Source organism: Streptomyces sp. NPDC018947, from assembly GCF_044390505.1.
Lineage (GTDB): Bacteria > Actinomycetota > Actinomycetes > Streptomycetales > Streptomycetaceae > Streptomyces.
In genome coordinates, this window is sequence record NZ_JBIRZD010000006.1 from 219,814 (window position 1) to 241,580 (window position 21,767).

Below are 21,767 nucleotides of genomic sequence, written 5' to 3' on the forward strand. Positions count from 1 at the left end.
CGCTCGGGCGCTGTGGTCGACGGTGGGTGCGGAATGCGGGGGCCCCGGCGGTTCGCTGCCGGGGCCCGGGTGGGGTGGGTCAGTTGGCGGTGAGCAGACGCCGCCAGGTGGTGGGGCCCGTGATGCCGTCGGGCGTGAGGTGCCGGCCGCGCTGGAAGGTGCGTACGGCGGTGGCCGTCGCCTTGCCGTAGCGGCCGTCGACGGCGATGCGGGCTCCGTGGCGGCGCAACTGCGCCTGGAGGGCCCTGACGGCGCTGCCGTGTGCGCCCGAGCGGAGCGTGGGGGCGAGGCGCTGCCAGGTGGCGGGGCCGAGTACCCCGTCGGCGGCGAGGCGGTGCTTGCGCTGGAAGGTCTTCACGGCCTGACCCGTGGCCGGGCCGTAGCGTCCGTCGGCTTTGATCCGCAGCAACTGCTGGGCTGTGGTCACGGCGTGTCCTCGCGAGCCGGCGCCGAGTGTGGGCCAGGCCCGGCCGGCCGGTGTGGTCGGGCCGGTGCCTCCCTTGTACTTGATGTCCCAGTGGTTGCTTTCCCGGAGGTACTCGACGCTGCCGGCCGCCCAGGTGGCGGAGCCGATCTTGCGGGCGTGCTGCGGGATGTAGCGGTTGACACAGGGGTTGAGGGCGACGTCGACCTTGTAGCCCTTGCCGTGGGTGTAGGTGCCCGTGGTCTTGTGCGGCGGGATCTCCGCGGCGCCGGTGATGACGATCGTGCAGCGGCTGGCGCGCTTGAGGGCGATGACTCCGTCGACGGTGGCCCTGCGGATGCCCTGGAAGCTGGTGCAGCCGTTCTTGTTCTTGTTCTCGCAGTTGCGGCTGGACCGCCAGGTGATGCCGGCCTCACGGAGTTTGGCCTTGGCCTGGGCCGGGGTGTAGTACACGGAGGCGGCCGCGGGCGTCGCGGTTGCGGCCGTGGCCTGCGCGGCGGTGCCGAGCACGACCGTCGCGGCCGTCGCGGCACCGACCGCGAGGCGTGTCCAGCAGGCGGAGAAGGGGGGCGTTGCGGGCTTTCCGTTCATGGTGGGTGCTCCTCGGTCTGTTGTCGGTGGTGCGGAATCGGGGTGGTCGACGGCGGGGCGGCTCATCCGCGGGACGCGGCCAGCAGCGCCCGCCAGGTCGAGGGGCCCGTCACCCCGTCCGGGACCAGCCGGTGTCCGCGCTGGAAGTCCCGTACGGCGCGTGCGGTCTCCGGGCCGAAACGGCCGTCCGCCGTCACCCGGTGCCCGCAGGCGGTCAGTTGGTGCTGGACAGCTCGTACGGCCGCGCCGCTGTCGCCGGTGCGTACCGTGCGGACGAGAGCCGTCCACGAGCGGGGGCCCACGATGCCGTCGGCCCGCAGCCGGTGTCCGCGCTGGAAGTCCCGTACCGTTCGGACCGTCTCCGGGCCGAAACGGCCGTCGGCACGGATCCCGAGCAGCAGCTGGACGGTGCGGACGTCCGCGCCCTGCCGGCCGGCGCGGACCGTCGGCCAGTCGGCGGACGGGACCGGGGCGCTGTCCGGCAGGTGGGCCATGGCCCTGAGCCGGCCCGTGGTGCCCGCGTAGACATCGCGGTCGACGGCCGTCGGGATGCCGGGCACACGTCCGGTCTCCGTGTGCTGCCAGAACGTCCACCCGGGTGCGGCCCCCGGCACCGGCCGGGGCTCCTTGGCTCCGCTGCCGTAACGCGCCAGCCAGAGCGGATGGCCCGCGAAGACACGAGCGTCGCCCTTCATGCACTCCTTCACGAAGGAGGCCCGGGTGTACACGATCGGCGTGACCCGGAACTCGGCCCGGACGCGGCGCAGGAACGCGCCGACCTGGTCGGCGCGCAGTGCCGGCGGGCACACCTCCTTGCCGTCGCGCCGCACCTTCTCCACGTCGAGGACCGGCGGCAGCTCTCCCGGCCGCGTACCCGTGTAGCCGGCCGCGCGGACGGTGCGGATGAAGTGCTCGGCCTGGACCAGTGCGTCGCGCGGGCCGCGCGGGTCGAAGAAGTGGTACGGGGCGCGCGCCAGGGACGTGGTCGAGACCGCTTTCCAGTCGGCGGCGAACCAGGCGTCCTTGCCGGTGGTGTGCTGGGTGGCTTTCAGGAACGCGAACGACTCCGAGGCGGCGACCTTCTGCCAGTCGATGCGGGCGGTCTCCCCCGCGTCAGGGGTGGCGTGGTTGTAGTGGCTGGTGTCCACGCCGGTGACCGGGTACGAGGACGGCTCGGCGGCCGCGGCCGGGGTGGCGGGCACCGCGGCGGTCAGGGCGCCCGCGAGGGCGAGTGCGGTCACGACGAGTCGGGGTGTGCGCATGAGAACTCCTTGTCGACGAAGTAGCGGGCTCGGCCGGAGCGGTGGCCGGCTCAGGCGCCGCGCGGACTGACATAGCCGGAGATGCGGTGCGAGCGGGTCTTCGCCGTGCGGGGGTCGATGTTCTTCCGGAAGGTGACCTTGTTCCGGTAGTTGCCGTCGACCGTGTCGATGCGTCCGTCGGCGTGGACGGCGACGACGATCCCCACGTGGCCGCCGGTCTTCGCGGCGGGTTCGCCCCACACGACGATGTCGCCCGGCTTCGGGTGGCTGCGGTGGAAGAGGCCGTTGCGCTGACCCCACAGGCCGACCTCGCGCGCCACGAGGGTCCTCGGCACGGCCGCCGACGGGACGCCGGCCTTGCGCCAGGTCCACGAGACGAACGCGGCGCACCAGGCCGTACGCGCGCAGTCCTTGAGATACGTGCGGCAGCCGGAGGGCTCGGAGACCCCGATCTGGCCCCGGGCCGTGGCCACGATCCGCTTCCTCAGCGTGGAGACGTCACCGGAGGGCCGGCCGGGCGCGGCGAGGAGCGCCGCCCAGGTGCGGGGTCCTGCCACCCCGTCGGCGGACAGGCCGTGGGCCCGCTGGACGGCCCGGACCGCGGACGCCGTGCCCGCGCCGAACACACCGTCCACGGCGAGCCGGTGTCCTTCCTGGCCGAGCTGTCGCTGGAGTGCCCGGACCGCCCGGCCCTTGTCGCCGGACCGCAGGGTGACGGAGAGGGCCGTCCAGGTACGCGCGCCCACGACACCGTCCGCGGCCAGCCGTCGGGACTTCTGGAAGTCCTTCACGGCACGGGTCGTTGCCGTACCGAACACGCCGTCCGCGCTCACCCGGTGACCGGCCGCGGCCAGCAGGTCCTGGGCGGTGGCGACGTCCACGCCGCGCGCCCCCCGCCTCAGTGCCGGCCACGTGGTGGTGGCGGACCGGGCGGCGGTGGCCTCCGTCGACGCCACGTGGGAGGCGGGGGCGGCGGAGGTGACGGCCGCCGCTGGGGCGAGCATCGCGCCGGTGAGCGTGGCGGTCACGACGGCGCGGAAGAAGGTGTTGGGCAGGGTCACGGGATTCTCCTCCGGTGTCGTCTCCGCCGCGCCGGGACACGCGAAGGCACGCCGTGGCACGGCGAGGCGGCCCGTGGGGGGCGGCGGAGGAAGGGAAGTGCGGTGGCTCTGTCGGCGACCGCTGATCGAAGATTGCCCCCGTGGGGCGGTGAGCCTCTACTCTGCGCTGAGGGCCGTCCCATACATCGCTGATCCGCGGTCAATACACGGCTCTGACCTGCTGTTTCCAGGTCGTGCATGCATAAGGCGACAGAGGGAGGGCCCGGTGGGGCAACCCGATCAGGTGAATGAAGGTGCCCAGTTGTCCGCACTGCTGCGGCAGTGGTGGCAGAGCGAGACGGCCGTACGGAAGCAGGACTCGCTCGTAGCCCAGCTCAAGGCGCGCGGCGTCGAGATCACGCAGGCGACCCTGTCGCGCTACCTCGACCCGGCCAAGCCGCAGATCGCCCGCGAGGACGTGGTCCGGGGACTCCACGCGATCTTCGGGCGCCCGGAGGAGGAACTGACGGCGGCCCTCGACCTGTGGGAACGGGCCACGACGCAACGTACGGCGCGGCAACGGCTCCGGGCGACGGCCCCGCAGGAGCCCGGGCCCGCGCGGGGCACCAGCCCCCAGGTCCCGCCCTCCCGTTCGCCCCGCGGTCTGCTGTACGGCGTCGTGGCGGCCGTCCTTGTCCTCGTCGGGGTCGGCACGCTGTGGCTGATCACCCCGTGGCAGCGGGATCAGGCCTCGGGCGAGGGCTCACCTGGCGCCGTCCGGGCCACCGGCGTCGTGGCCACTCCGGCCGCGTCCCAGCGCCCCGCGGGCGACCTCGCCGTCTGCAAGGGCGAGACCTGCTTCGGCTTGGAGCCCAATCACACCGTGTGCCGCACCGACGCGGTGACCGCGTCCGTCGACACCGACCCCGTGATCGGCGTCGAGCTCCGCTACAGCGCGAAGTGCCGGGCGGCGTGGGCCAAGATCAGCAACACCACCCAGGGGGACATCGCCCGGATCAGCGACCGAGCGGGCCGCACACGCGAGTACACGCAGATCAGCGGACGGGACGCACACACGACGATGCTGCCGGCCGCGCGACCTCAGGACGTGACGGCCTGCGCGGTCCTGGCGGCACGGACGGTCTGCGCCACGATTCCCGCCGAAGCCCGCGACTGAGCCGGCCCGGGAGCACGCACGGCCCCCGCCTGGTGTGCGACCCCAGTGGTCGGGCGCGCGCGTCGCGCCGGAAGGCAACTGCCGCACGACCTCGTCCAGCACGTCGCGGGCATGGCGCACGTCGTCGAAGGAACAGCCGCGGCACGAGCGCTCCGAATCCCTGGGGACAGAGCGGCCGGCGTCCGGGTGCTTGCAGGAACGCTCGATACCGTCGCAGCGCGCGGTCGGTGGCACCGGGGTGGACGTAGCAGTCGCCCGAGAGTCTCTCGACTCGGTCCACCGCGGCGCTGGTCCGGTCATGAGCGTCATCATGCCACCGCCCACGGGGTTCGATGAGGCCCGGGAGGCCGACCCTGACGTGTTGTGACCTGGACGGCGAAGAAGGGGAGAAGAGTGAGCCGGGCCCGACGGCCCGGCTCGTCGACCGCTTCCCGGAGGACGGACGGATCAGGCGAGCCCAGTGCTGCTGGGAAGCACCAGTGCCGAGTCCGTGTGGAGCGTGATGCGCGCCGGTGTGAAGGTGGTGGCGTCCACCGACGACTCACCGGTGCCGGGATTGCGGGCGTAGCGCGGGTGGGCGCCTCCGCTGATCTGCCAGCGTAGGCGATGGCCGACGGGGAAGCGGTGGGCGGTGGAGCTCATCGGCACGGTGACGTGCGAGGGCGCCTGTCCGGGCGTACGAAGTCGGCTGAACCCGTCACAGACGTTGACGGAGCGGCCTTGTGGATCCACGTCGCACAGGCGGGTGAAGACATCGGCGTGTCCGGTGTCCGTGGAGATGCTCAGCCGTGCGAACACCGGGCCCAGGACGTCCATGGGCTCGGTCAGCGGCGGGCCGGTGAAGGTCAGGACGTCGTCTCGGGCCTCCAGGGCGGCGTTGTCGCGGGGACCGGCGGTACGGGAGAGCAGGGGGCCGCCGATGGAGGGGGTGGGGTCGGCCGGGTCGTAGCGGAACGCCGTCACGGGTGTGGAGTCTGCGGGGGCCTGCCGCGTGAGATGCCCGCCGGTGACGGGGTACCACGAGGTGGCGGTCGCGGCCGGCGGCCAGTCGTCGAGGTCCCGCCAGGCGTCCTCGCCGCCCATGTGCACACGTACCGCGGTGGGTCGCAGACCGGAGGGGTCGGCGTACAGGTGGGCGCGCAGCCACGCGAGGCTCTCGGCGAAGACCTGCGGCCATCCCTGCTGGAGGGCGGACGTGTGGGTCCAGGGACCGACGAGCAGGGCGGTCTCGCATCCGGCTCGGCGCAGCCGGTCGTACTGCTCGAAGGTCTGGTCGACCAGTGCGTCGTGCCATCCGGTGATCAGAGCGGTGGGCACGCGGAGCCGCTCCGCCGCCTCCGCCGTCGACGCGCCGTCCCAGTAGGCGTCCTCGGCGTCCGGGTGTGTCATCACGTCGTCCAGCCAGGGCAGTTCGCTCCCGAAGGCAGACACGTACGCCCCGCGCAGGGGCCGCGCGGTGGTGACCTCGCGCAGGCGGCGCTGCAGGCGCAGCGTCGCCTTGAGGAACGGTGCCATGCCCTGGTGCTGGTAGTTCATGCCCACGCCCACGGCGAGGGCGTTCTCCAGGCGCAGCGCGCCGCCCGCGTGGAACAGGGCGTGGGGATCGTGCAGTCCCACTTGCACCACCATCGCCTTCAGCTCCGGCGGTGGGTCCGCTGCGAGGGCCCACTGCACGTAGCCCAGGTAACTGGGGCCGACGGTCCCGAGTGTTCCGTTGAACCAGGGTCGCTCTCGCAGCCAGGACACCGTGGCCCGGCCGTCGGCGGCCTCGTTGCGCCAGAGATCGAACGCGCCGCCCGATCCTCCGGTGCCGCGGCAGCTCTGCAGGACCACGTGGAAGCCCTGTTCGGCGAAGAGCAGCCCGTACTGGGGCGACCAGGGAAGGCCCCGGCCGTAGGGCGAGCGGACCAGAAGGGTGGGGAAGTCGCCCGGGGCACGCGGAAAGTAGTGGTCCGTGAGCAACGGGCTGCCGTCGGCGGCCGGCACCCGCAGTCCCGGCTCCCATCCGGCCTCATGCCGTTTCGCCGGCAGGCCCCGCCAGGTGGCCCTCATCATCCGTGACGAAAGCGGCGGTTTTCCGGCTGGTGGTACCCAGGCCGGCCCGGCGACAGGGTCGGGCGTGCGTGATGGCATCGTTCCCCTCCTCTATTCTCGTACGACGTACGAGAATAGAGGATGCTTGGATGACCTTGGCAAGAGCCGCCTCGACCACCAGAGGAAGGAGCGCGAGGCCGTGTCCGGTGACGGAAGGTCCGGTGCCGAGAGCGTCGATCCCGAACAGCTCTGGCTGCGCCCCGCCGAGCCACGCAGGGGCCGCAGGCCCTCCTTCAGCCGCGACGCGATCACCGCGGCGGCCGTCACCCTGGCGGATACGGAAGGACTCGACGCGGTCACCATGCGGCGGGTGGCCGCCGAGGTCGGAGCGGGCGTCATGTCGCTGTACAGCTACGCCCCCGACAAGGAGACGCTGCTGGAACTGATGGTCGACCACGTCAGCGGCGAACTCACCGTCACGAACCCGCCCAGCGGAGACTGGCGTGCCGATCTCAAGACCGTGGCACACCTGCAGCGCGCCCACATGCTGCGTCATCCCTGGCTGCCCGCCGCCTTGTCCACGCGTCGCGTTCCGGGCCCCAACACGCTGGCCTTCCTGGAACACGTGCTCGCCGTCCTGCGTCCCACCGGGCTCGACGGTGCGGCGAAGCTGGAGGTCTTCGCCCAGCTCACCGCATTCGTGGCCGGGCACGTCGCCCATGAGCTCGCACAGGCCGCGGCCTCACGGTCCCCGGACCGCGCGGCGGCCGAGGGCCGCTACCTCGCCGCCGTCGCCGCCGACGGCTGCCACCCGGAACTCGCCGAAGCCCTTTCCGCCCCGGGACGCCCCCTCACCCCCGACGCCACCTTCACCCGCTTCCTCAACCGCCTGATCGACGGCCTCGACACCGACTGATGCCGTGCGTGCGTCACTGCGCGCGATCTGCCTGGTTCGACGCCCGCCGGCTGTGGCTGCCGCGGAGAGCAACGTTCACTTGTGGTGATCTAGATCTTGTCACGGGTGTCGTTCTACCCTCCTGTGTGCGATCCGTGAGGGGTCGCTCACGGAAGGTCGGGGCCTGGGGGCCCGCGGGGAGGGTGTGTGATGCGTGTGAGCAGACGGCTGCGTACTGTCGGGATGGTGTTGTCCACCGTGGTGGCGCTGAGTGGGCTCTCAGCGACCAGCGCGGTGGGGGTCGCCCGCGACAAGACGCCCGTGGCCGACCGCCCGCTGTTGGTGGACGAGGTCCAGCAGCAGCCGGTGGTGAAGGGGCGTTGGATGTTCGAGACGGCGTCGGGGTCCCCACTGGTGACGCCGGACGCGTCCCCGTCGGGCAATGCGATGACGCTGTACGGAGGAGCACACATCGGGTCTGGCTGGGTGGACGGAGGCGTCACGCTTGACGGCGTCGACGACCATGGAGTGACGTCCGCGGTGCCCGTGGACACCGGTGCAAGCTTCACGATCAGCGCGTGGGCCCAGGCTGCCGCCGTTCCGCAGACGAATGTGGCCCTGCTCAGCGTGCCCGGTGAGGAGCAGAGTGCGTTCACAGTGCTCTACGTGCCCAGCGCTACGCCGGACACGGACCCCGGGCGATGGCGGATCGCCATGGCGTCCACGGACGCTCCGGGCGCCACGGTCAAGCAGGTTGATCACGGGGGGTTCTTCAGCCCCACCGACTGGACGCACGTGGCGCTGGTCTACGACGGCTCCGCCGAACACCTGTCGCTGTATGTGAACGGTGAGTTGGAAGAGGTCCGGTGTGCGGACGACGACGGCGACGGTGCGCAGGACGACCCGACCTGCACGGGCAGGTTCTCGTGGGCGGATGACGTGGGGTCGTTCAAGTCGGCTCAGCCGATGCAGCTCGGCCGGGCCAGGACGGGGCCGAACACGTGGGGCCAGTACTGGCCCGGCACGGTGTCCGACGCGTGGGCCTTCCAGGGCACGTTGAGCCCGGCCCAGATCAGCATGCTGGCCGTCGGTATGCCGGGCATGCCCACCGACGTTCCGGGAGGCAACTGACGCAGCACGGCTACGTCCATCGCCCCGAGCTCCGAACCGGACATCGCTCGGGAGAGCTCACCGTTGGTGACAACAGCCCAAGCCGACCGTCCTGAATCGCCCCTGATCGCAAAGCCTCTGAGGCTCGTCCCGATGCTGTTGGTGCAGCAGCCCGCCGACCTGTCGGTCGGCGGGTTCGCACAGTCAGGTCTTCGAGCGAAGCCGGTCCAGTTCGGTGCCGAGGGCGTCCCGCAGCGCGTCATGCCGCGGGCCGAGTCTGAACCGCTCGTCACGCCATCGTTCACGCGGATGGAACCATACCGGAGCACCCACGACATCGGCCGGCTCCCACTCGTACCGCGGCCAGACATGCGCGTGCAAAAACGGTTCGTGTTCCCCAGGATCTCCAGGTTGACCCTGCGGAACGCCGGGTCCAGCCGCTGACAGGCACGCTCGACCGCCTCACCGAGCTGGTCCATGTCGGACAGGAACGCCAGCCGCTTCGCCCTCGGCAGGTCCGACAACCGCTGAACACCCGGCTCGTCGACCAGCAGAACCGAGTAGCCCGGCAGGAACTGCACATCGCCGATCACCGCGAACCCCGACGACAACCGCCGCAGCACGGTCGGGTTCTCGCCCCTCAGCGCGGCTCCGATCCGATCCGTCCGCCAATCCCCGGTCACAGCCAGAACCCACATCCTGGTGATCGAAGGCCACCGCCCCGCCGGCGAGGGGTGGACAGGCCCGTTCCTCGTCACGGAAGCGCCATCGACGGCCGGCGAGAGCACGGGCGCGATCCCGTGCGTCCGGCCGCCCTCGGGACGGTACCAGCTGCTCCGGGGCCTTTGCGCCTCCTTGGTTGCTTGTTTCTGATCGAATGACCGCCCCTTTGAGCATCTATTGACATGACCGCGTCGGCGCCATCAGAGTCTTCCTCGCCAGTGATGCCCGGTCGCGGATCAGAGGAGCTCCGTCATGCCCGAAATCCCCGCATTCTCACGCCGTTTGCTCCTGGGAGGGGCTCTGGCCACCGGGGCGGTGGCGGTCGGCGCCGGTACCGCCCAGGCGCAGCCCACCGGCCCGGACACGGCACTGCCGGCTCCCTCGCCCCGGCGCGGCCGGGGCCAGAAGTCGATGATCGACGTCCCCTTCGCCGCCCACGAGACCGTCCGTGTCGGCGTGATCGGGCTCGGCAACCGTGGGAGCGGTATGTCGGAGGGCTGGTCCGTCGTGCCGGGCTGCCGGGTCACCGCGGTCTGCGACATCCGCGAGAGGCGCGCGAAGGCGGTGGCGGACCGCCTCGCCGCGCAGGGCAAGCCGCGTCCGGCCGAGTACGGCGGCACCGAGGACGCGTACACGAAGATGCTGCGGCGTGACGACATCGACCTCGTCTACATCGCCACGCCCTGGGAGTTCCACTACCGCCAGGGCAGGGACTCACTGCTGGCCGGCAAGCACGTCGTCGTCGAACTCCCCATAGCCACCGAGCTCGACGAGCTGTGGGACCTCGTCGACACCTCCGAGCGCACCCGCCGGCACCTGATGCTCTCGGAGAACTGCTCCTACGGCCGCAACGAGCTGGCGATGCTGAAGATGGCCCACGAAGGGCTGTTCGGCGACATCACCAACGGCCACGGCGGTTATCTGCACGACCTGCGGGAACTGCTGTTCTCGGACACGTACTACACCGACTCCTGGCGCCGTCTGTGGCACACCCGCAGCACCGCGTCCTTCTACGCGATGCACGGTCTCGCGCCGGTCGCCGCCGCCATGGACATCAACCGCGGCGACCGCATGACCGTCCTGCGGGCCACCGCCACCGAGCCCAAGGGCCTCGCCGACTACCGGGAGCGGTTCATCGACAGGTCCCATCCCTCGTGGAAGGAGACCTACATCAACGGTGACCTGGTCACCTGTCTGATCGACACCGCCAAGGGCCGCGTCATCAGGGCCGAGCACGACGTCAGTTCGCCCCGCCCGTACAGCAGGATCAACAGTCTGGCCGGCAGCCGCGGCATCTTCGAGGACTACACGGGAACGTCGCCGACCGGGGGACGGATCTACGTCGAACCCGACCACAGCGGGCACTCCTGGCGCAACTTCGACTCCTACCGCAAGGAGTTCGACCACTGGCTGTGGAAGAAGATCGGCGACGACGCGGCGAACAACGGCGGCCACGGCGGCATGGACTACGTGCTGCAGTGGCGCACCGTCCAACTGATGCGCGCCGGTCTCGTGCCCGACATCGACGTCTACGACTCCGCCGCCTGGTGCTCGCCGGTGCCGCTCAGCGTCAAGTCCCTCGCCGCGGGCGGGCGTCCGGTGGAAGTCCCCGACTTCACACGCGGCTCCTGGGTGAACCTGCGCACGGGCCTGGACTCCCGTGAGACGAACATGCCCCCCGTCGCCTGAGCTCCCGTCGCCGGCCGACCGACACAAGGAGCAGTCCGTGAAAATCCTCCGATCGTCCAGATCCTTCGCAGCCACTGCGGTGGCAGCGTTGATCATGACCGTCTCCGCGCCCGCCGCGGTCGGCGCCGAACCCGCGCCAGAATCCTCGACCGCGCGGACCGAGGTGTCGATCTCCCCTATCTCCCTGGACGGCCCCGCCATCTCGACGGTGAAGGTGACCGTGAAGAACGCCGGACCGAAGCCGATGCGGTCGCTGAAGGTGGCGTTCACCGGGCCGGTCGGCTGGGCCGTCCAGCCGTCCGTCGCCGCCGTGTCCGGGTCGGTGGCGCAAGGAGCCACCGCCGCCACGGAGTTCCGGATCCAGGTTCCCGAGCAGCGTCCCGGGTTCGCCCTGCGGACCTTCACCGCCACCGCCACCTACACCGGCGGCGACGGTGCGGGTTCGGCGACCGCCACCCGGACCCAGACCAACGGCGCCCCTCTCGCGAACCTCGCGGCCGCCTACAACAACGTGGGCATCACCGACGAGGGCAACACCGCGCCCGGGGACTACGACGGGGAGGGCAACAGCTTCTCCGCGCAGAAGCTGGCCGCCGCCGGGCTGACGCCGGGCGGCCGCGTCGAGGCCCTGGGTGCCGAACTGACCTGGCCGGACGTGACGCCCGGCACCAAGGACAACGTCGCCTCCGCCGGACAGGCGATCGCCCTGAGCGGCAAGGGCGGCATGCTGGTCCTCCTGGGCTCCGGCGTGACCAGCGCAGCCACCGGCACGGCCACGGTGTACTACACCGACGGCACCAGCACGCGTGGTTCGTTCGGCTTCCCCAACTGGTCCTTCGACCCGGCCGACGCCCACGGCGCGACCCTGGTGGCCTCCACGGACGGCCGCAACAGGCCGGACGGTTACGGGAACGCGGGCATCGCCTACCGGATCTTCGCCCACTCCGTCCCGCTGGACGCGGCGAAGCAGGTCGAGTTCGTGGTGCTGCCGTCCAACAGGAACGTGCACGTCTTCGCCATGGCCCTCGCCCCCTGAAGAACCGGAGCAGCGAACAAGCCGGCGGCCCGCCCCGAGCGGGCCGTCGGCCTTCTCGGGCTCCGTACCGCTGCGTGCACCCGCGGCATCCGACCGCCGCGCCGACCTCCGGGGGGCACGATGTCAGCCGCTCCGGTCCGTGCCCCGCAGCGCCGTCAGGACGCCGGGCACCGCGACCGCTCCGGCCGCCGCCCAGCCCGGCCACCGGTCGGAGGAGTTCGGGGCGAGGGCTCCGCCGCCCTTGCCGTGGCCGACGCCGGGCGTCGAGTGGGTGCCGCTGAGCGTCTGGGTGGCCAGGGCCAGGTTCTTGTCCTCGGCGCTGCCCCAGGCGTAGACCACGTTGCTCGTGCCCTCCGCGTTCCGGCCGGCCTTGCCGACGCCGTCGCCGCCCTGGAGGCACTGGCCGCTCGATGAGGCGGCGTCGGCCGGGCACTCGGTCGTGGCGCCTGGCATCGGCCCGGGGAACGTGGTCCGCTGGACCGGCGTACGGCGGTCCAGCGGGGCCGCCGACGGGACCGGGCGCGGGCGCGGGCCGCAGGGCCTGTCCCACCGGCCCCGGGTACTGGCCGGGCAAGCGTCCCGGCGACGAGTTCCGCCGGCCCACGGCACGGTCCCGGCACCGAAGGAGGAGCAGTATGGCCGACGAACACCGCGGGGCACCGGACGCCGTCGTCGTCGGAGCGGGACTGGCCGGCCTGGCCTGTGCCCGGGACCTGTGCCGTGCCGGACTGCGGGTCGCCCTGCTGGAGGCGTCCGACGGGGTGGGTGGCCGGATGCGTACGGACCGGCGGAACGGGTTCCTGCCGGATCGCGGCCTCCAGGTCTTCTACGCCTCGTATCCGCAGGTGAAACGGCATCTCGACCTGCAAGGCGGGGGCGCACCTCGTCCTCACCGCCGGGCCGTTCCGTGACCCGGCCGGGATCGGCCGCATCCGCGGACACCCTGCGGCCCGAAGCAGTGACCGACCCGATGCGACTCCTCGACCCGATCCGGAGTGAAGTGTGGGTGTGAGCGCAGCCGACGCCCGACTCCTCCGCCCGGGCCCCGGCGGCCTCCGTGCCGTCGGGCGGAGGCCACGGTGAACCGCTCCCCTGCCGAGACCTCCGACGTGGTCATCCTCGGCGGTGGCGCGGCCGGCCTCAGCCTCGCCCACCGGCTGACCGGGACGGGCGCCGCCTCCGTGACCGTCGTCGAGCCGCCGGACGGCCCGCCGCGCCCGGCGGAGCGGACCTGGTGCTTCTGGGGCGAGGACGGCGACGACCTCGACGGTGCCGTCAGCGCGTCCTGGTCCGCGCTGCGCGTGCACGGTGCCGACGGCCGCGCGGTCACCGTCGACCCCGCCCCGTTCACCTACCGCATGGTGCGCTCCACCACGTTCGAACAGCGGGTCCACTCGCTCCTGGCCCGTTCACCGGGCGGACGTCTCCTGCGTGCGACGGCGGACGCGGTACGCGACGTGCCGGGCGGGGCGGTGGTCCGGTGCACGCTCCCCTCGGGCCGGCCCCTGACCCTGCGCGCCCGGCGCGTGTTCGACTCGCGGCCGCCGCGCGCACTGCCCCCGGCCCGGACACAGATGCTGCAGCACTTCCGCGGCTGGTTCGTGCGTACCGACGCCGGACGGTTCGACCCCGTGGTCGCCGACCTGATGGACTTCCGGGTGCCCCAGCCCGCGCACGGGCTCGCTTTCGGCTACGTCCTGCCGCTGGCCCCGGACCGGGCGCTCGTGGAGTACACCGAGTTCTCCCGCGCCGCGCTGACCACCGACGCGTACGAGGCGGCACTCGGCCACTACTGCCACGACGTCCTCGGGCTCGGCGCGCTCACCGTGGAGCGGACCGAGCAGGGCGTCATCCCCATGACCGACGCCCGCTTCCCCCGGCGGTCCGGCAAGGCCGTCTTCCGTATCGGCACCGCCGGCGGCGCGACCCGTCCGGCCACCGGCTACACGTTCGCGGCCGTGCAACGGCAGAGCAGGGCCATCGCCGCCGCACTGCGCGACGGGCGGGGGACCGTCCCCGCGCCCCACGGGCGACGTGCGCGGGCCATGGACGCGGTACTGCTGCGCGCGCTGGACACCGGGCGGATCAACGGCCCGGACTTCTTCACCGGCCTGTTCCGCAGCATCCCGCCCGCGCGCCTGCTCCGCTTCCTCGACGGTGCCACCTCACCGGGCGAGGAATGGGCCATCGGGCTGCGCACGCCCGTCCGGCCGATGCTCCGCACGGCGGTCGAACTGCCTTTCCTCCCCCGCCGCTCCCGGCCCCTCGCAAGAAACGGAGAGAGCCACCGATGAGTCTCCTGCGCGACCACGACCTGGCGCGCGCCTTCGACCACGCGTCGCACACGTACGACGGCCTCACCCTCCTCAATCCCGGACACCGCCGCGCCCTCCAGCGCTCGGCCCGCCGCCTCCGGCTCCCCCGGGACGGCGCCGGACTGCACGTCCTCGACCTCGGCTGCGGCACCGGCGCCTCGACCCGGGCCCTGCTCAGGGCCGCGCCCCGGGCCCGGATCACGGCGGTGGACGCGTCGGCGGGCATGCTGCGCCGCGCACTCGCCAAGCCGTGGCCCTCGCACGTGCGCTTCCTGCACCTGACCGCCGAAGAGGTCACCTCGGCCGGCGAGGGCCCGTTCGACGCGGTCTTCGCCGCCTACCTGTTCCGGAACGTGACCGATCCGGACGCGGTCCTCGAGAACGTCCGGACGCTGCTGCGGCCGGGCGGACGTCTCGTCGCCCACGAGTACAGCCTCAGCGGCTCGCCGGCGCACCGGGCCCTGTGGACGGTGGTGTGCCGCTCGGTCGTCGTCCCGGCGGGCACGCTCACCGGCGACGGCGCCCTGTACCGCCACCTCTGGCACAGTGTCCGCGCCTTCGACACCGCTCCCGCCTTCGCCGACCGGCTGACGCGAGCCGGTTTCACCGGAGTGCGCGTCGCCCCCGTCGCCGGATGGCAGACGGGCATCGTGCACACCTTCCTCGCCCGCAACGGCTCGACCACGGCGCGGGAGCAGGCCCGGTGACCGCCCGCCGCACCGCTGCCGCCCGACGGGGCCGCGACCGCAAGGCCGAGGTCGTCGTGCCCCCGCCCGGCACGGATCGCTTCCCCCGCGGGGACGAACCGTCCGTAGCCGTGATCGGCGGCGGCATCGCCGGTCTCGCCGCGGCCACCCTGCTGGCCGAACGCCGCGCCCGCGTCACCCTCTACGAGCGGGAGGACACCCTCGGCGGCCGGCTCTCCGGCCATCACACCAGGCTCGCGGACGGCTCGCGAGTGACCATGACCCGCGGCTTCCACGCCTTCTTCCGCCAGTACTACAACCTTCGCGGACTGCTCCGGCGCACCGACCCCGCTCTCGCCCGTCTCACCGCGCTGCCCGACTACCCCCTGCGGCACAGCGGCGGCCTGACCGACAGCTTCGCCCGGGTCCCCCGGACTCCGCCGTTCAGCGCGCTCGGCTTCGTCGCCCTGAGCCCCACCTTCGGCTGGCGGGACCTGGCCGCCATGGACGCCCGGGCGGCACTCCCCCTCCTCGACGTGCGCGTGCCCGCGGTGTACGAGCGCTTCGACGAGGTCACCGCCACCGACTTCCTGGAGCGTGTGCGCTTCCCGGAGGCCGCGCACCACCTGGCGTTCGAGGTGTTCTCGCGCAGCTTCTTCGCCGATCCGCGGGAACTGTCCGCCGCCGAACTGCTGCTGATGTTCCACATCTACTTCCTCGGATCGGCCGAGGGCCTGCTCTTCGACGTGCCGGACGAGCCGTTCCCCCAGGCGCTGTGGGAGCCGCTCGGCGACTACCTCCAGCGCCTCGGGGCCGACGTCCGCACCGGGACCCCGGTGCACGAGGTCCTCCCCGGCGACGGCGGGGGAGCACGGGTGCGCACCGACAGCGGCGCGCAGCGCCACCAGGCCGTGGTGCTCGCCCTCGACACCGGCGGACTGCGCCGGGTCGTCGACGCGTCACCCGGCCTGGGCACGTCCGCCTGGCGCGACGACATCGCGGCCCTGCGCACCGCCCCGCCGTTCCTCGTCTCCCGGCTCTGGCTCGACCGGCCGGTCCGCTCCGACCGCCCTGCATTCCTCGGGACCAGCGGCTACGACGGCCTGGACAACATCAGCGTCCTGGAGCGGTACGAGGGCGAGGCGGCCCGCTGGGCGGCGCGGAGCGGTGGTTCGGTGGTGGAGCTGCACGCCTACGCCGTGGACCCCTCGGCGGAACCGAAGGACGTGCAGGACAGGCTCGTCGACCGGCTGCGCCGGGTGTACCCGGAGACCGGTGAGGCGCGCGTGGTCGACGCCCGGCACGAGTGGCGGTCCGACTGCCCGCTCTTCCCGGTCGGTTCGCACCGCCGGCGTCCCGCCGTGCGCACTCCGCACGGGTGGCTGACCCTCGCGGGTGACGGCATCCGCTGCGATCTGCCGGTCGCCCTCATGGAGCGAGCCGCCACCACCGGCTTCCTCGCGGCGAACGCGCTCCTCGGCGGCTGGGGCGTACGGGGCCAGGTGCTGTGGACGGTCCCTCGGGCCGGCCGCTCGCCCGTGCTCCGGGCACTCGGCGCTCTCGCAGGACGCCGCGGCTCCTCCTGAGCGACGGGCCGCCGGTCACCGGCGTGCCGGGGGCCGACGGCCCCCGGCACGGATCACCCGGGGAACCGTCCGGTGCTGCGCAGCGCCCAGCGGCGTTCGGCGTATGCCAGGTCGTCGCGCCACAGACGTCCGGCCGTACGGCGCATCAAGGGCCGCAGCACGGGGGCGGCGGCCCTGGCCAGCGCGAAGCCGCGCCGGTCCGAGGCGGCGACGACCGCCTCGACCACGGCCGTCAGGGGCCGTTCGTCCCGCGCGCCGGTCAGCGGCGTCGCGTGGGTCTCCACCACGGACGTGGCTCCCTCGCCGTCGGTGATGCGCATGAGGACCGTGCGCGGCTCGGGCGCGGTGAACTCGGCCCGCACCGGTACCACCAACCGCCCCGCCACCCGGAAGGAGACGTCCACGACGAAGGCGTCGTCCTCGTCCCCCCGGGGTTCTCGTACCACCGCCAGGTCGACGAACGAATAGGGGTGGAACCACGAGCCGTGCCACGGATCGAGCCGGTTGGCCACGACGTCCTGGGGTTCGCACCGGCCCACCGCCGTGAACACGGCGTCCACCGCGCTGTCCGCCGCGGGACGTACGGGTACGAAGGGACGCTCGGTGGGCTCTTCGCCGCCCGCCTCGTCCAGCCGTACCCAGACCAGCACGCCGTCGTCGTGCACGGGGAACGGCCGCCACCCGGCGAACGGGGCCCCGTCGAGGGACAGTCCGTGCCAGTGGCACACGAGCGTGCCGCACACCACCCGGCTTTCCCGCAGGGGAGCACCGAGATGCGGGCACGTGCCCGGGCCGGCGTGCAGCTCACCGCCGGCGGAGCGCCACAGCACGACCTCCACGCCCCCGACCGTCCTGCCGTACGGCTTGTCCCCGGCGCGCATGTTCCGGGAGGCACCGACCACGAACCAGTTGCCCGAAGGGCGGGCGGACGCGCGTTTCAGGGCGTCGGCGATGAGCGCCGGGCGCGCCCGGCGCCAGGTCGGCGTCTGCGCCGCCCAGCCCGGCCCGTGCCTGCGGCGCCGCAGCGGTGGTGTCCAGCGTGCCCCGTCGTCGCGCCCGCTCACCGCACCGGTTCCTTCCAGCGGGACGCAGGACCGCCCGCCGCGGCCGTCCGGCGTGGGACACGGGCCGTCCACCGAGCGGCGGCCGCCCCCAGCAGGCCGCCCGCGGCCGTGGCCGCGCGCCGCCGTCGGGACACGACCGCACGGCGGTGCAGCACGGTGTAGTCCTGCGCCGCGATCGCGTCGAGGATGCCGCCGTACAGGACGAACGCGGTACGGATGCAGGGACGCACCCTCGGGTCGAGCATGGCGATGCCCGGTTCCGCCGCCCGGTACACACCCCGCGTCATGGCTTCCGCCGCGACGAAGGCCGCACGGATGCGCGGGTCGCGGCGCCCGGTGCGCCGACTCCACTGCAGCAGCGGCCGGTCCACGCCGTGCTCGGCGAGCAGTTCCCCGGGCAGGTAGACGCGGCCGCGGTCGAGGTCCTCGCCCACGTCCCGCAGGAAGTTGGTGAGCTGGAAGGCCACCCCGAGGGCCGCGGCGTAGGGTGCCGCCTCCTCGCGGGGGGCGACGGTGCCCAGTACCGGCAGCATCTGCAGGCCGATCACCGCGGCCGAACCGTGCATGTAGCCGTGCAGGTCGGCATGGGTCGGATAGTCCGTGACCGTCAGGTCGGCACGCATCGAGGACAGGAAGTCGGCGAAGAGCCCGTGCTCGATGCCGTAGCGGGCGGCGGTGTCGGCCACGGCCCGGACCACGGGTTCGTCTCCGCCGCCGGCGGGCAGTCCGCCCGCCAGGTCGGACTCCAGACGCCGCAGCAGCCGGTCGCGTTCCTCGGGCGTCCGGTGCCGGTCGGGATCGTCCACGATGTCGTCCGCCCAGCGGGCGAAGCCGTACAGGGCGTGCACGGCCGAGCGGTGTTCCAGCGGCAGCAGACGGGTGGCCAGGAAGTAGGTCTTGCCGTGGCGGGCGTTGAGCCGCCGGCACCGGGTGTAGTCGGCACGCAGCGCGGGATCGGTGATTCCGGCCGCGTCCAGTTCACGACGGGTCATCAGCACCTGCGGGGGTGGGGGTGGCGGAGGCGGGAACGGCCGTCGGGCAGGCACGGGCGCGTACGGCGTGACGGCCGGTGTCGCCGGTGAGGCGGGCGGCGGCGAGCTTGCCGCTGACGAGCACCGTCGGTACCCCCACGCCCGGGGTGGTCCCGCAGCCCGCCAGGACCACGTTCTCCACCCCGCGCACGAGGTTGCGGGGCCGGAAGGGCCCGGTCTGGGCGAACGTGTGGGAGACCGAGAAGGGGCTGCCCGCCGCGTGGCCCTGTGCCGTCCAGTCCAGCGGGGTCACCAGGAGTTCCTCCCGCACGCCGTCCCCGAACCCCTCCAGGCCCCGGCGTTCCAGCTCGGCGACCAGACGGTCCCGGTAGCGGGGGCCGAGGTCACGCCAGGCCGTGGCCGCCGGGCCGACCGTCGTGTTCGGGCAGGGGGCGAGGACGTAGTGGAGGTGGCCGCCGGGCGGTGCCAGGCCGGGATCGTGGGTGGTCGGACGCGTGATCAGCAGCGAGGGGTCGCTCATCAGCTCGCCGGTGCGGGTCAGCTCCTGGAAAGTGCGCTCCCAGGCGGCTCCGAAGGAGATCGTGTGGTGGGCCAGGTGCGGCCAGGTGCGGTCCGTCCCGGCGTGCAGGATCACCGCGGACGGTGAGTGGCGGAGCGGAGCCGGGCGGCGCGGTTCGCGGCCGAGCAGCCGGTAGGCCGTGGGCAGTTCGCACGTCAGCACCACCGCGTCGCACGGGATCCGCTCGCCGGAGGCCAGGCGGACTGCTCGCACACGGCCCGCGGAGCGCTCGAGGGTGCTCACTTCGGCCGCCCAGCGCAGGTCGGCACCGGCGTCCGCCGCCGCGTCGGCCATGGCCCGCGGGATGGCGTGCATGCCGCCCTTCGGGAACCAGACGCCGGCCACGGTGTCCATGTACGCGATGACCGCGTAGGCCGCGAGCGCCCGGGCCGGCGCCACACCGGCGTACAGGGCCTGGAAGGAGAAGACACGGCGCAGACGGTCGTCGGAGAGGAAACGGCCGATCCGGCCGTCCAGCCTGCCGAAGCCGCCGAGCGCCGCCAGACGGGCCAGATCCGGGTGCAGCAACTGGAACGGGGAGTCGAAGTTCGTGTCGATGAAGCGACGCATCTGCGCGCGGTACAGACGCTCCAGCCACTGCCGCAGACGGCGGTACCCGGCGGCCTCCGCCGGTCCGGCGAAGCGCCGCACCTCCGCCTCCATCGTCTCGCCGTCGGTGTGCACGTCGAGGGAGGACCCGTCCGCGAAGCACGCCCGGTACGCCGGATGCAGAGCCGTCAGCTCGACGCGGCGGTGCAGGCTGTCGCCGACCGCCGCGAACGCCTCGTCGGCGAGGTGAGGCATGGTCAGCACCGTGGGGCCGGTGTCCACCTGGTAGCCGCCCAGCCGCACGCGACCGGCCCGGCCGCCCGGACCGCCGTCCCGTTCGACGACCGTGACCCTGCGGCCCGCGCCCAGCAGGTGCAGGGCACAGGCCAGCCCGGACAGACCGGCGCCCACCACGACGACGTGGTCGGTGCGCCCCGGTACCCGCCTCACGCGGCCTCCTCGGCGGGGCGCGGAGCCATGCCCGACGCGCGTTCGACCAGGGCGGCGAACTCTCGGCGCACCGCGGGCGGGGCCCCCGTGCCCTCGAAGTGCCCGAGGCTCATGGCCGTCAGTTCCACGATCTTCGCCTCCACCGCCTCCCCGGCACCGGTGCGCTCCATCGCCACCCGCATCCGTTCGACGGCGCGCTCCGGCCGTGCGTCGGTGTCCGGGGCGAGGACGGCGGCCGCGTGCCGGTCTCCGGCGGCGTCGGCGAGCCGGCGAGCGACGGCCAGGAGATAGGTGAGCTTGCGTGACCGCAGGTCGTCGCCGGCCGGCTTGCCGGTCAGGGCCGGGTCGCCGAAGGCGCCGAGGAGGTCGTCGCGGAGCTGGAACGCCAGCCCGGCGCACCGGCCGGCCGCCCGCAGCGCGTCCAGGGTCCGGTCACCGGCTCCGGCCAGCGCGCCGCCCAGGGCGAGGGGCCGGGCGACGGTGTACAGGGCACTCTTCAGAGTGGCGATCTCCAGCGCCTCGTCGACGCCTGACGAACGGGCGGCCTGGGCGCGGAGGTCGCGGTACTGCCCGGCGACCATCTCGGTGCGCATCGCCCGCCACTCCTCGTGCAGACGCCTGCCGTGCGGCGTGCCGAGGGCCGTCTCCGTCAGCAGGTCGTCCGCCCACGTGAGGGCCAGGTCACCTGCGAGCACCGCGGAAGAGGTCCCGAACGTCTCCGGGGAGCCGTGCATGCCCGCCGCCCAGTGGCCGCGGGCCAGTTCGACGTGCAGGGCCGGTCCTCCCCGGCGTCGCAGGGACCCGTCCATCACGTCGTCGTGCACGAGGGCGCACGCCTGGAGCAGTTCGAGGGCGGCGCCCGTGCGCAGCACCGCGGTGGCGTCGCCGGAGCCGCCCGCCGCCCGCCAGCCGCAGAACGCGAAGGCCGTGCGCAGCCGCTTCCCGCCGCGCGAGACCAGCGCGCCCAGGCGGTCGGCGAGATCCCCGGCGAAGACCGGATCGACGGCACGGCACTGACGCAGTCGCGTGTCCAGGACCTGCCGGAGGACGGCCTCGGCCGCGCCGGCGGCACCCGGCGCCGTGAGGGGGTCGTCGACGAGTCCGGCGGGTGCGCCCGCCCCAGGTGGCAGTCCCAGCATGCACGGCCCCTTCTCACTCTCGGTCATCAGCACATCAGTGCTTCCGCCGAGTGCCCTGACGCGGATGCGTTGATCTCTTTCCTTTCCGGCGCGGTTTCCGGACGGTCTCACCCCTGTGGCCCATCGATCGGCTGTCTGCGGGCCTCCGCGAAGCCGGTGAGCCGGCCGCGCCGCCGTACGGGCCGTGGCCGGACGGCCCGGCTCTCACCAGCGTGGGAGCCGCTCAACCCGTTGCCGCCGGTCCCAGGGCCGCAGGGACGGTTCCGTGGAGGGACGGCGACCGGGTCACCGACCGCTGCGTCGGTCAGCGGCCGCGGCCGCGTGAACGTCTCGCGGCTCCGCGCGACGGGCCGGGGCGGCCCGCGTCGTGGGGTGCCGGCAGCCGGCCGGCCGTTTCGGGCGACGCGAACGGACGGTGAGGGGTGGCCCCACACTCGATCGGGCGG

The 21,767-nt window shown here is 73.2% G+C and carries 17 protein-coding genes and 2 pseudogenes; 9 read left to right on the forward strand and 10 right to left on the reverse strand.

Features of this window, described 5'->3' with window-relative positions; genetic code table 11:
- Window positions 1-79: 79 nt before the first annotated feature.
- The 3 genes from ACH499_RS14450 to ACH499_RS14460 all read right to left on the reverse strand — a co-directional run bounded on the left by ACH499_RS14450 (window position 80) and on the right by ACH499_RS14460 (window position 3,338).
- Window positions 80-1,015: a peptidoglycan-binding protein gene (locus tag ACH499_RS14450; RefSeq protein WP_399015821.1), complete on the reverse strand. Its 936-nt coding sequence runs from the start codon at window positions 1,013-1,015 to the stop codon at window positions 80-82.
- A 62-nt stretch (window positions 1,016-1,077) separates the two neighbouring features.
- Complete coding sequence (locus ACH499_RS14455) at window positions 1,078-2,277, reverse strand: GH25 family lysozyme (RefSeq protein ID WP_399015823.1); 1,200 nt, start codon at window positions 2,275-2,277, stop codon at window positions 1,078-1,080.
- 50 nt (window positions 2,278-2,327) lie between these two features.
- Window positions 2,328-3,338: a peptidoglycan-binding protein gene (locus tag ACH499_RS14460; protein ID WP_399015825.1), complete on the reverse strand. Its 1,011-nt coding sequence runs from the start codon at window positions 3,336-3,338 to the stop codon at window positions 2,328-2,330.
- Window positions 3,339-3,639: 301 nt separating this feature from the next.
- Between ACH499_RS14460 and ACH499_RS14465 the strand changes: the two genes are divergently transcribed.
- Entirely contained in the window at window positions 3,640-4,494 is an 855-nt protein-coding gene (locus tag ACH499_RS14465; protein WP_399015827.1) for a DUF2690 domain-containing protein, read from the forward strand.
- A 447-nt stretch (window positions 4,495-4,941) separates the two neighbouring features.
- Here the strand turns inward: ACH499_RS14465 and ACH499_RS14470 are convergent, their stop codons facing one another.
- Complete coding sequence (locus tag ACH499_RS14470) at window positions 4,942-6,546, reverse strand: CocE/NonD family hydrolase (protein WP_399015829.1); 1,605 nt, start codon at window positions 6,544-6,546, stop codon at window positions 4,942-4,944.
- A gap of 181 nt (window positions 6,547-6,727) precedes the next feature.
- Here ACH499_RS14470 and ACH499_RS14475 point away from each other — a divergent pair, with 181 nt between their 5' ends.
- Both ACH499_RS14475 and ACH499_RS14480 read left to right on the forward strand, forming a co-directional pair.
- Window positions 6,728-7,444, forward strand: a complete 717-nt coding sequence (locus ACH499_RS14475) for a TetR/AcrR family transcriptional regulator (RefSeq protein WP_399016024.1) — start codon at window positions 6,728-6,730, stop codon at window positions 7,442-7,444.
- A gap of 195 nt (window positions 7,445-7,639) precedes the next feature.
- Window positions 7,640-8,554, forward strand: a complete 915-nt coding sequence (locus ACH499_RS14480; protein WP_399015831.1) for a LamG domain-containing protein — start codon at window positions 7,640-7,642, stop codon at window positions 8,552-8,554.
- Between the two features lie 183 nt (window positions 8,555-8,737).
- Here ACH499_RS14480 and ACH499_RS14485 read toward each other — a convergent pair.
- A pseudogene (locus ACH499_RS14485) lies at window positions 8,738-9,216 on the reverse strand (HIT family protein).
- A 292-nt stretch (window positions 9,217-9,508) separates the two neighbouring features.
- Between ACH499_RS14485 and ACH499_RS14490 the strand changes: the two are divergent.
- The gene (locus ACH499_RS14490; RefSeq protein ID WP_399015834.1) at window positions 9,509-10,945 is read left to right on the forward strand and encodes a Gfo/Idh/MocA family protein; all 1,437 of its coding nucleotides are present in this window, start codon (window positions 9,509-9,511) and stop codon (window positions 10,943-10,945) included.
- 94 nt (window positions 10,946-11,039) lie between these two features.
- Complete coding sequence (locus ACH499_RS14495) at window positions 11,040-11,981, forward strand: NEW3 domain-containing protein (RefSeq protein ID WP_399015836.1); 942 nt, start codon at window positions 11,040-11,042, stop codon at window positions 11,979-11,981.
- A 123-nt stretch (window positions 11,982-12,104) separates the two neighbouring features.
- Here the strand turns inward: ACH499_RS14495 and ACH499_RS14500 are convergent, their stop codons facing one another.
- Window positions 12,105-12,434 (reverse strand): hypothetical protein, encoded by a 330-nt coding sequence (locus ACH499_RS14500; RefSeq protein WP_399015838.1) that lies wholly within the window; start codon window positions 12,432-12,434, stop codon window positions 12,105-12,107.
- A 182-nt stretch (window positions 12,435-12,616) separates the two neighbouring features.
- Here ACH499_RS14500 and ACH499_RS14505 point away from each other — a divergent pair.
- The 4 genes and pseudogenes from ACH499_RS14505 to ACH499_RS14520 all read left to right on the forward strand — a co-directional run.
- Window positions 12,617-12,850 (forward strand): annotated as a pseudogene (locus ACH499_RS14505) (FAD-dependent oxidoreductase); the annotation flags it as partial.
- Window positions 12,851-13,060: 210 nt separating this feature from the next.
- Complete coding sequence (locus tag ACH499_RS14510) at window positions 13,061-14,275, forward strand: lycopene cyclase family protein (RefSeq protein ID WP_399015840.1); 1,215 nt, start codon at window positions 13,061-13,063, stop codon at window positions 14,273-14,275.
- Window positions 14,272-15,003 carry a class I SAM-dependent methyltransferase gene (locus ACH499_RS14515; protein WP_356202593.1) on the forward strand — a complete coding sequence of 244 codons (732 nt, stop codon included), beginning with the start codon at window positions 14,272-14,274 and terminating at the stop codon, window positions 15,001-15,003. The genes ACH499_RS14510 and ACH499_RS14515 overlap by 4 nt, the downstream gene beginning before the upstream one ends.
- The gene (locus tag ACH499_RS14520) at window positions 15,000-16,568 is read left to right on the forward strand and encodes an FAD-dependent oxidoreductase (protein ID WP_399015842.1); all 1,569 of its coding nucleotides are present in this window, start codon (window positions 15,000-15,002) and stop codon (window positions 16,566-16,568) included. The genes ACH499_RS14515 and ACH499_RS14520 overlap by 4 nt, the downstream gene beginning before the upstream one ends.
- Window positions 16,569-16,621: 53 nt before the next feature.
- Here ACH499_RS14520 and ACH499_RS14525 read toward each other — a convergent pair whose 3' ends face one another.
- From ACH499_RS14525 to ACH499_RS14540, 4 genes are read right to left on the reverse strand one after another with little or no spacing between them, the layout of a single operon-like run.
- Window positions 16,622-17,632, reverse strand: a complete 1,011-nt coding sequence (locus ACH499_RS14525; RefSeq protein WP_399015844.1) for a DUF5914 domain-containing protein — start codon at window positions 17,630-17,632, stop codon at window positions 16,622-16,624.
- Window positions 17,629-18,624 carry a phytoene/squalene synthase family protein gene (locus ACH499_RS14530; RefSeq protein ID WP_399015846.1) on the reverse strand — a complete coding sequence of 332 codons (996 nt, stop codon included), beginning with the start codon at window positions 18,622-18,624 and terminating at the stop codon, window positions 17,629-17,631. The genes ACH499_RS14525 and ACH499_RS14530 overlap by 4 nt, the downstream gene beginning before the upstream one ends.
- Window positions 18,611-20,182, reverse strand: coding sequence for a phytoene desaturase (locus ACH499_RS14535; RefSeq protein ID WP_399015849.1), 1,572 nt, complete (start codon window positions 20,180-20,182; stop codon window positions 18,611-18,613). The genes ACH499_RS14530 and ACH499_RS14535 overlap by 14 nt, the downstream gene beginning before the upstream one ends.
- Window positions 20,179-21,321 carry a polyprenyl synthetase family protein gene (locus ACH499_RS14540; RefSeq protein WP_399015852.1) on the reverse strand — a complete coding sequence of 381 codons (1,143 nt, stop codon included), beginning with the start codon at window positions 21,319-21,321 and terminating at the stop codon, window positions 20,179-20,181. Before ACH499_RS14540 ends, ACH499_RS14535 begins: the two co-directional genes overlap by 4 nt.
- Window positions 21,322-21,767 lie beyond the last annotated feature (446 nt).

Bases quoted from the DNA above. Each gene is read 5' to 3' on its own strand.
- ACH499_RS14455 (WP_399015823.1), bottom strand. From the start codon at position 2,277: ATGCGCACACCCCGACTCGTCGTGACCGCACTCGCCCTCGCGGGCGCC.
- ACH499_RS14470 (WP_399015829.1), bottom strand. From the start codon at position 6,546: ATGAGGGCCACCTGGCGGGGCCTGCCGGCGAAACGGCATGAGGCCGGA.
- ACH499_RS14450 (WP_399015821.1), bottom strand. From the start codon at position 1,015: ATGAACGGAAAGCCCGCAACGCCCCCCTTCTCCGCCTGCTGGACACGC.
- ACH499_RS14540 (WP_399015852.1), bottom strand. From the start codon at position 21,321: ATGCTGGGACTGCCACCTGGGGCGGGCGCACCCGCCGGACTCGTCGAC.
- ACH499_RS14515 (WP_356202593.1), top strand. From the start codon at position 14,272: ATGAGTCTCCTGCGCGACCACGACCTGGCGCGCGCCTTCGACCACGCG.
- ACH499_RS14530 (WP_399015846.1), bottom strand. From the start codon at position 18,624: ATGACCCGTCGTGAACTGGACGCGGCCGGAATCACCGATCCCGCGCTG.
- ACH499_RS14490 (WP_399015834.1), top strand. From the start codon at position 9,509: ATGCCCGAAATCCCCGCATTCTCACGCCGTTTGCTCCTGGGAGGGGCT.
- ACH499_RS14500 (WP_399015838.1), bottom strand. From the start codon at position 12,434: ATGCCAGGCGCCACGACCGAGTGCCCGGCCGACGCCGCCTCATCGAGC.
- ACH499_RS14495 (WP_399015836.1), top strand. From the start codon at position 11,040: ATGACCGTCTCCGCGCCCGCCGCGGTCGGCGCCGAACCCGCGCCAGAA.